Genomic DNA, 8,195 nt, shown 5'->3' with positions numbered 1-8,195 from the left:
ATGTTGAGAAGAACCCTTAACTAAACTTGGAGACGAATGTCGGCATAGCGTGAGCTATTAAGCCGACCATTCGACAAGTTTTGGGATTGTTAAGCCGCCGGATCCGGACGCGCTGTTCCGGTCGGCCTACGAGACCGCCCCGATCATCGAGGCCGCCAACCGGGCGACCGCCGAGATCGGGGCGGCTCTGCGGATCGCCGCGGAGGCGGACGAGGTCACCGCCCGCCGGTTGGGCGAGGGGTGGTGAGGGTGGTGGGTGTGGTGAGCGGCCTACTCGACCGTGACCGACTTGGCGAGGTTGCGCGGCTGGTCCACGTCGTGGCCCCGGACGGCGGCGATCTCGCAGGCGAGGATCTGCAGCGGCACGGCGGTCATCAGCGGGGCGAGCAGGGTGGGCGTGCGCGGCACGAGGATCAGGTGGTCGGCGTATGCGGCGACCCCGTCGTCGCCCTCCTCGGCGATGACGATGGTGCGGGCGCCGCGGGCGCGCACCTCCTGGATGTTGGAGACGACCTTGTCGCGGATCACCCCGCGGCCGGCCGGCGACGGCACGATGCAGACCACCGGGGTGCCCTCGTCGATCAGCGCGATCGGGCCGTGCTTGAGCTCGCCGGCCGCGAAGCCCTCGGCGTGCATGTAGGCGAGCTCCTTCAGCTTCAGGGCGCCCTCGAGGGCGACCGGGAAGCCGACGTGCCGCCCGATGAAGAGCACGGTCGAGGCGGTCTTGAGGTCGCGGGCGAGGGCGCGGACGTCCTCCATCCCGGCCAGCAGGTCGCGCAGCAGGTCCGGGGTGCGCTGCAGGCGGGAGACCACGGCGGCGACCTCGTCGGCGTACATCACGCCGCGGATCTGGGCCAGGTGCAGGCCGATGAGGTAACAGGCGACGAGCTGGGTGAGGAAGGCCTTGGTGGACGCGACGGCGATCTCCGGCCCGCCGTGGGTGTAGAGCACGGCGTCCGACTCACGGGGGATGGTCGAGCCGTTGGTGTTGCAGATCGCCAGCACGCGCGCCTTCTGCTCCTTGGCGTGGCGCAGCGCCATCAGCGCGTCCATCGTCTCGCCGGACTGGCTGATCACGATGACCAGCGTGGACCGGTCCAGGATCGGGTCGCGGTATCGGAACTCGCTCGCCAGCTCGACCTCGCAGGGGATGCGCACCCAGTGCTCGATCGCGTACTTGGCGACCATGCCGGAGTGGTACGACGTGCCGCAGGCGATGATGAAGACCTTGTCCACGTCGCGCAGGTCCTGGTCGGTGAGCCGGACCTCGTCGAGCACGATCTCGCCGCGGTCGGAGAGCCGGCCCAGCAGCGTGTCCGCGATCGCCTGCGGCTGCTCGGCGATCTCCTTGAGCATGAAGTAGTCGTATCCGCCCTTCTCGGCGGCCGACGCGTCCCAGTCGATGTGGAACTGCTTGCCCTCCGCCGGGCCGCCCAGGAAGTCGGTGATCTCGACGCCGTCGGGGGTGATCAGCACGACCTGGTCCTGTCCCAGCTCGATCGCCTCGCGGGTGTGCTCGATGAAGGCGGAGACGTCGCTGGCCAGGAAGTTCTCACCGTCGCCGCAGCCGACCACGAGCGGCGAGTTGCGGCGCGCGGCGACCACCGCGTCGGGCACCTCCACATTGACCGCGAGCAGGGTGAAGGCGCCCTCGAGCCGGCGCACGGTGCGCCGCATGCCCTCGGCCAGCAGCGCCGGTCCGTCCGCCTCACCCGCCGCGCGCAGCGTGCGCATCTCGGCGGCGAGCAGGTGGGCCGCGCACTCGGTGTCGGTGTCGCTGTGGAACTCGACGCCGGTCGCCTCGAGCTCGGCGCGCAGGCGGGAGAAGTTCTCGATGATGCCGTTGTGGATGACCGCGACCCGGCCGTCGCCGGAGAGATGCGGGTGTGCGTTACGGTCGGTCGGGCCGCCGTGCGTGGCCCAGCGAGTGTGCCCGATGCCCGTCACGCCGGTGCCGATGCCGTCACCGGTCCTCTCGGCCAGGGCCTTCTCGAGATTCGCCAGCTTGCCGGCCCGCTTCTCGGTGCGGACGGCGCCGCCATCGATGACGGCGATACCGGCGGAGTCATATCCGCGGTATTCCAGCCGGCGCAGGCCGTCGAGCACGATACTGATCGCCGGACGATTCCCGACGTAACCCACGATCCCACACATGTGGGGCAGCGTAGCCGACGTTCGCTCACGCGTCATGCGCAAGAGCCATACTTTCGCGCATCGTATGTGATTGAAATAGCCGATCGGACAGCGGGTCCGGCGACTAAAGACATCAAGCCGGACGTACCGGACCGGCGGCACGCCGCCCGGCGGGGCCGGTGTGACGGATCTGTAGCCCGAAGGGCGTACCGTCGGCTTCCGCAGCATGATGTGCGCCCGTCCTGGGAGACGACGTGAGTAGTCAACCGCCCCCCGACCCCTACCGCCCGCCCCGGCCCTACGGTCCACCCGAGCCGGACGGCACACAGCCACCGGCCGCTGAGGCACCCGGCACGCCCTCGGTGCCCTACCCGACCGACCCGACCGCGATGCCGTCCTCGGGCGGGCCGGCGGCTCCGGGCAGCGGCGCACCCGCACAGCCCGCCTACGCGCCCGGCTACGCCGCACCGCCGCCGGCCGGGCCGGATTTCGAGCCGTACCCGCCGACCTCCCAGTTCCCGCCGGTTTCGGGCGACTACCCGCCGCCGGGCCCGCCACCCGAGCAGGGCGGCTACGGTCCGCCGCCGGGATATGCCCCCGGCTATCCGCCCGGCCCGCCGCCCCCGGCGCCGCGCAAGAGCAACACCCCGCTGATCGCCGTGATCATCGCGGTCACGCTGCTGCTCTGCGGCGGCATCGGCACTGCAGGGGTGCTGGCCGTGCGCAACGTCAGCAACAAGGCCAAGGAGGTGGTCAAGCCGATCACCGACCCGACGCTGCCGGCGTTGCCCACCGACGGCCCCGGGCTGCCGACCGATATACCCAGCCTGCCGACCGACCTCCCAGACCTGCCCGGTTTGCCCACCGGCCTGCCGACCGACCTGCCCGGGCTGCCCGGCGTCGGCAAGGACGTGTCGGTGACCTACGAGGTGAGCGGCGAGGGCCCGGCCAACGTGGTCTACACCGAGGACCTGGCCGAGGGCGCCAAGCAGGCGAGCGGCGTGAAGCTGCCGTGGAAGTTCTCGGCCAAGCTGACGGGGGCACTGGTGGTGTCGGTGACCGCCGTGCGCACGGGCGGCGACGACGGCGAGATCAAGTGCCGGGTCAAGGTGGACGGCAAGGAGGTCGTAACGAAGACCGACACGGGGCCGTACGCCGCGGTGTCATGCTGGGGGACGGTGGCGTGATGACCGACCCGCTGGTCGAGCGCATGCGCCCGTTCGGCACGACGATCTTCTCCGAGATGTCGGCGCTGGCGGTGCGCACCGGTTCGATCAACCTGGGCCAGGGTTTCCCGGACACCGACGGCCCGCCGGAGATGCTCGCCGCGGCCGCCGAGGCGTTGCGGTCTGGGGCGAACCAGTACACGCCGCTGCCCGGCATCCCCGCCCTGCGGGCCGCCATCGTGGCGCACGAGCAGCGGTTCTGGGGCCTGACCGTGGACCCCGACACCGAGGTGGTGGTGACCGCCGGCGCAACCGAGGCGATCGCCGCCGCCATTCTCGGGCTGTGCGAGGCCGGCGACGAGGTGGTGTGCTTCGAGCCCTACTACGACTCGTACGCGGCGTCGATCACGCTGGCCGGCGCGGTCCGGCGGCCGGTGACGCTGCGGCCCGGCCCGGACGGGCGGTACCTCTTCGACGAGGCCGAGTTGCGCGCGGCGTTCGGCCCACGGACCCGGCTGGTGCTGCTCAACTCTCCGCACAACCCGACCGGCAAGGTCTTCACCCGCGACGAGCTCACGCTGATCGCGTCGCTCTGCACGCAGCACGACGTGTACGCGGTCACCGACGAGGTCTACGAGCACCTGGCCTTCACCGACGCCGAGCCGCACGTGCCGATCTCGACGCTGCCCGGCATGCGCGAGCGCACCCTGCGCATCTCCTCGGCCGGCAAGACGTTCTCCTGCACGGGCTGGAAGATCGGCTGGGCCACCGGCCCGGCCGCCCTGGTGTCCGCGGCCCAGCGGGTGAAGCAGTTCCTGACCTTCGTCAACGGCTCGCCGCTGCAGCCGGCCGTCGCGGTCGCGCTCGGCCTGCCGGACGAGTACTACGCCGACTTCCGCAGCGGGCTTCAGTCCCGGCGCGACCGGCTCACCGCGGGGCTCGTCGAGGCGGGATTCCGGGTACTGCCGTCCGAGGGCACCTACTTCGTCACCGCCGACATCACCCCGGTGGGTGGGACGGACGGCGTCGACTTCTGCCGCGAGCTTCCGGAGCGCTGCGGCGTGGTGGCGGTGCCCACCCAGGTCTTCTATGACCACAAGGACGAGGGCAGGCACCTGATCCGCTTCGCCTTCTGCAAACGCGAAGAGGTGATCGACGAGGCCGCCAAGCGCCTGGCCGGGCTCTGAAGCGGCCGGATCGTTAGGAGGCCGGGCTGGCCGCGCTCACCTCGGCCGCGATCCGCTCCGCCACCGAGCGAGCCTGCTCCTCGGTGGCCGCCTCGACCATCACCCGCACCAGCGGTTCGGTCCCCGACGGCCGCAGCAGCACCCGCCCGGTCTCGCCCAGCTCGTCCTCCGCCAGCGCCACCGCGGCCTGCACGGTGGGCGCCGCTGCCCCGGCGTCGCGGTCGGCCACCCGCACGTTGATCAGCACCTGCGGCAGCTTGTGCAGGACCGCCGCCAGGTCGGCCAGCGACTTGCCCGACGACGCGAGGTGGGCCATCAGGTGCAGGCCGGTCAGCACGCCGTCGCCGGTCGTCGCGTAGGCCGGCATCACGATGTGCCCGCTCTGCTCGCCACCCAGCGCCAGCTCGCCGGCCGCCAGCTCCTCGAGCACGTAGCGGTCGCCGACCTTCGCCTCGATCATCTTGATGTTGGCCTGCTTCATGGCCAGGCGCAGTCCCAAGTTGCTCATCACCGTGGCGACGAGCGTGTCCTCGGTCAGCGTCCCCGCGTCGCGCATCGCCAGCGCCAGGATCGCCATGATCTGGTCGCCGTCCACCACCTCGCCGGACGCGGTCACCGCGAGGCACCGGTCCGCATCGCCGTCGTGCGCGATGCCGAGGTCGGCGCCGTGCTCCAGGACGGCCTCGCGGACCGCCTCGAGGTGGGTGGAGCCGCAGTTGTCGTTGATGTTCAGCCCGTCCGGGTCGGCGTGGATGGCGATGACCTCGGCACCCGCCTCCTCGTACGCGGTGGGCCCGACCTCGCTCGCCGCTCCGTTCGCGCAGTCGACGACGACCTTGATGCCGTCCAGCCGGTGCGGCGTCGACGCGACCAGGTGCTGCACGTAGTGCTCCGCACCGTCCAGCAGGTCGTGCACGCGGCCGATCTGGGCGCCCGTGGGCCGGCCGACCCGGCCGTGCCCGTCCTTGATCGCCGCCTCGATGCGCTCCTCCAGCTCGTCCGGCAGCTTCGTGCCGCCGGCGGCGAAGAGCTTGATGCCGTTGTCGGGCATCGGGTTGTGCGAGGCCGAGAGCATCACGCCCAGGTCGGCGTTCGCCTGCCCGACCAGGAACGCGACGGCCGGCGTCGGCAGCACGCCGACCCGCACCACGTTCGCCCCCACGCTGGTGAGACCGGCGACCACCGCGGCCTCCAGCATCTCGCCGCTGGCCCGCGGGTCCCGGCCGACGATGGCGAGCGGCTGGTGACTGCTGTCGCTCTCGATCAGCACCTTGCCGGCCGCGACGGCCACGGCTAGCGCGAGTTCCGGGGTCAGATCACCGTTCGCGAGACCACGTACACCGTCGGTACCGAAGAGTCGGCCCATGGGAGCTCCTTGTCTATGCGAAAACACGAAACGGCCGGGTGCGCACCCATGATCAGGGTCGCACCCCGCCGGTCCGGAAGATCAGCGCTTCGAGTACTGCGGAGCCTTACGGGCCTTCTTGAGGCCGTACTTCTTGCTCTCCTTGACCCGCGCGTCGCGGGTGAGGAAGCCGGCCTTCTTCAGCGCGGGCCGATCATCGGGCTCGCTCGTGATCAGCGCGCGGGCGATGCCCAGGCGCAGCGCACCGGCCTGGCCGGTGATGCCGCCGCCGCGGAGGTTGGCGATGACGTCGAAGGCCTCCGCCTTCTCCGTCGTGACCAGCGGCTCACGGATCAGCTGCTGGTGCACCTTGCTCGGGAAGTACGCCTCGAGCTCGCGGCCGTTGCAGGTGATCTTGCCGGTGCCGGGGATGAGGCGCACCCGGACGATGGCCTCCTTGCGGCGGCCGACGGTCTGGATGGGACGGTCACCGGGGCGAGGGGCGCGGACCGGAGCCGGCGCCGGCGTCTCGACCACGACGACGGTCTCGGCGGGCTCCTCGACCACGACGACGGTCTCGGCGTCAGCGGGCGCCTCGGCGGGCGCCTCGGCCGGCGCCTCGGCGGGCGTCTCGACGGTCTCGGCGACCTCGGGCTCGGTGGTGTCGGTCATGCTGCTGCCTTCTCCCGCGCTCACTGCGCGACCTGGGTGATTTCGAACGGCTTGGGCTGCTGCGCAGCGTGCGGGTGCTCGGCGCCGGGGTAGACCTTCAGCTTCTTGATGATCTGCCGGGCCAGCTTGTTGTGCGGGAGCATGCCCTTGACGGCCAGCTCGATCGCCTTCTCCGGGCGCTTGCTCAGCAGCTCGTCATACCCGACCTGCTTGAGGCCACCGGGGTAGCCGGAGTGCCGGTACGCCACCTTGGTCTGCCGCTTGTTGCCGGTCAGCGCGACCTTGCCGGCGTTGATGATGATCACGAAGTCACCGGTGTCGACGTGCGGCGCGAACGTCGGCTTGTGCTTGCCACGCAGAAGGGTGGCGGTGTGAGTGGCCAGGCGACCCAGGACGACGTCGGAAGCGTCGATGATGTGCCACTGACGCTCGATCTCACCCGGCTTCGGGCTGTACGTACGCACAGAAATACCTTGTCTCGTCGTCGGTTCTGGGGGCGCGCGCTGGTCGACCTCGAGAACGCCCGAAAGGGGCGCACTCGTCAGCTTCGCACAACAGCAGGCAACAATACCCGGCCGTCGGCGGCGCGGTCAAAACGGCACCGGAATAGATGACTCTCCCAGGATACCCGCATCCCCGCGAACCCCGACGGCGGGTCGGGAAGGCCGTCCTGAGCCTCTTAGCAGGCTCGAAACAAACGGGACGCAACGCCGAAATTCACCACCGGCACGCTTCCACCATGGTTGGTGATGCTGCTACCTCGACGGGCCGGACGCCCGCGATCGTGGGAGGCATCACACGCAAGCCACCGTCAGGGTTGAGGACGGACCTGACGGTGACCGCCGGGCGCGAGCCCGGCAGAGGAGAGCCGCGGTGTGCGCCGGCCGGAGGTACGGCAGGGAGCGCAGGCGCGACATGGGAGCGGGTCGACGTCGAGGACAGCACTTCTTGGGCGTGCCCTTCGGTGGACCGGCCGGCCACACCGCGGCTTTTCGAGCGCGACGGATGACGGAGCGCGACGGATGACGGAGCGCGACGGATGACGGACCGCACGGGGGCGGGCAGACGGGCGGTGCTCGGGGCGTCGGCCCTGGCCGCCCCGGCCGCGTCCCTGTCCGGTTACACCGTCGGCGTGACCGCGGACCGGCGCCGCGACGAGCTGGCGGGCCTCCTGGAGAACAGGGGCGCCCGAGTGGTGCTCGCGCCGGCGTTGCGGATCGTGCCGATCGCGGACGACGCGGAGCTGCGCGCGGCGACCCGGGCCTGCCTGGCGACGCCGCCCGACGTGGTGCTGGTCAGCACCGGCATCGGCATGCGCGGCTGGCTGGAGGCGGCCGAGGGCTGGGGCCTGGCCGATCCGCTGCGCACGGTGCTGGCGCGGGCCTACCTGGTGACACGCGGCCCGAAGGCGCGGGCCGCCGTCCGGGCGGCCGGGCTGCGCGACCAGTGGGCGCCCGAGGGCGAGAGCTTCGAGGAGGTCGTCGACCACCTCACCGATCGGGGGATCATCGGCCGCACGATCGCGATCCAGCTGCACGGGGAGTCGCAGCCGGAGTACACCGAGGCGTTGCAGGCGGCCGGGGCCCGGATCATCGAGGTGCCGGTCTACCGCTGGGCGCCGCCGACCGACCCCGCGCCGCTGCACCGACTGGTCGATCTGGTCGCCGGGCGGCTGGTCGACGCCGTCACGTT

General features: G+C 71.2%; 7 protein-coding genes. 3 read left to right on the top strand and 4 right to left on the bottom strand.

Features of this window, described 5'->3' with window-relative positions; translation table 11 throughout:
• Positions 1-270: 270 nt before the first annotated feature.
• The gene (glmS, locus tag AB0M20_RS15945) at positions 271-2,154 is read right to left on the bottom strand and encodes a glutamine--fructose-6-phosphate transaminase (isomerizing) (RefSeq protein WP_364298659.1); all 1,884 of its coding nucleotides are present in this window, start codon (positions 2,152-2,154) and stop codon (positions 271-273) included.
• A 233-nt stretch (positions 2,155-2,387) separates the two neighbouring features.
• On the opposite strand from glmS, the gene AB0M20_RS15940 reads away from it, so the two are divergent.
• Together AB0M20_RS15940 and AB0M20_RS15935 are read left to right on the top strand one after the other, a co-directional pair.
• Positions 2,388-3,320: an MmpS family transport accessory protein gene (locus tag AB0M20_RS15940; RefSeq protein ID WP_364298657.1), complete on the top strand. Its 933-nt coding sequence runs from the start codon at positions 2,388-2,390 to the stop codon at positions 3,318-3,320.
• The gene (locus AB0M20_RS15935) at positions 3,320-4,486 is read left to right on the top strand and encodes a pyridoxal phosphate-dependent aminotransferase (RefSeq protein ID WP_364298661.1); all 1,167 of its coding nucleotides are present in this window, start codon (positions 3,320-3,322) and stop codon (positions 4,484-4,486) included. Before AB0M20_RS15940 ends, AB0M20_RS15935 begins: the two co-directional genes overlap by 1 nt.
• 13 nt (positions 4,487-4,499) lie before the next feature.
• On the opposite strand, the gene glmM is transcribed toward AB0M20_RS15935, so the two are convergent.
• From glmM to rplM, 3 genes are all read right to left on the bottom strand, one after another.
• Positions 4,500-5,852 carry a phosphoglucosamine mutase gene (gene glmM / locus AB0M20_RS15930; protein WP_364298655.1) on the bottom strand — a complete coding sequence of 451 codons (1,353 nt, stop codon included), beginning with the start codon at positions 5,850-5,852 and terminating at the stop codon, positions 4,500-4,502.
• Between the two features lie 81 nt (positions 5,853-5,933).
• Complete coding sequence (gene rpsI / locus AB0M20_RS15925; protein WP_364298653.1) at positions 5,934-6,503, bottom strand: 30S ribosomal protein S9; 570 nt, start codon at positions 6,501-6,503, stop codon at positions 5,934-5,936.
• Positions 6,504-6,523: 20 nt separating this feature from the next.
• Complete coding sequence (gene rplM, locus AB0M20_RS15920; protein WP_364298651.1) at positions 6,524-6,967, bottom strand: 50S ribosomal protein L13; 444 nt, start codon at positions 6,965-6,967, stop codon at positions 6,524-6,526.
• Positions 6,968-7,542: 575 nt separating this feature from the next.
• On the opposite strand from rplM, the gene AB0M20_RS15915 reads away from it, so the two are divergent.
• Positions 7,543-8,195 (top strand): uroporphyrinogen-III synthase (locus AB0M20_RS15915; protein WP_364298649.1); only part of this gene is annotated, 653 nt, incomplete at its 3' end.

Origin of the sequence: Actinoplanes sp. NPDC051633 (genome assembly GCF_040681735.1) — a bacterium.
In the GTDB taxonomy this organism is placed as follows: Bacteria; Actinomycetota; Actinomycetes; order Mycobacteriales; family Micromonosporaceae; genus Actinoplanes.
The sequence above is the reverse complement of the archived record's forward strand: the minus strand, read 5'-3'. Positions and strand labels throughout refer to the sequence as shown.

Excerpts from the sequence above, each read along its gene's own strand:
- glmS (WP_364298659.1), bottom strand. The coding sequence starts at position 2,154 with ATGTGTGGGATCGTGGGTTACGTCGGGAATCGTCCGGCGATCAGTATC.
- AB0M20_RS15935 (WP_364298661.1), top strand. The coding sequence starts at position 3,320 with ATGACCGACCCGCTGGTCGAGCGCATGCGCCCGTTCGGCACGACGATC.
- glmM (WP_364298655.1), bottom strand. The coding sequence starts at position 5,852 with ATGGGCCGACTCTTCGGTACCGACGGTGTACGTGGTCTCGCGAACGGT.
- rpsI (WP_364298653.1), bottom strand. The coding sequence starts at position 6,503 with ATGACCGACACCACCGAGCCCGAGGTCGCCGAGACCGTCGAGACGCCC.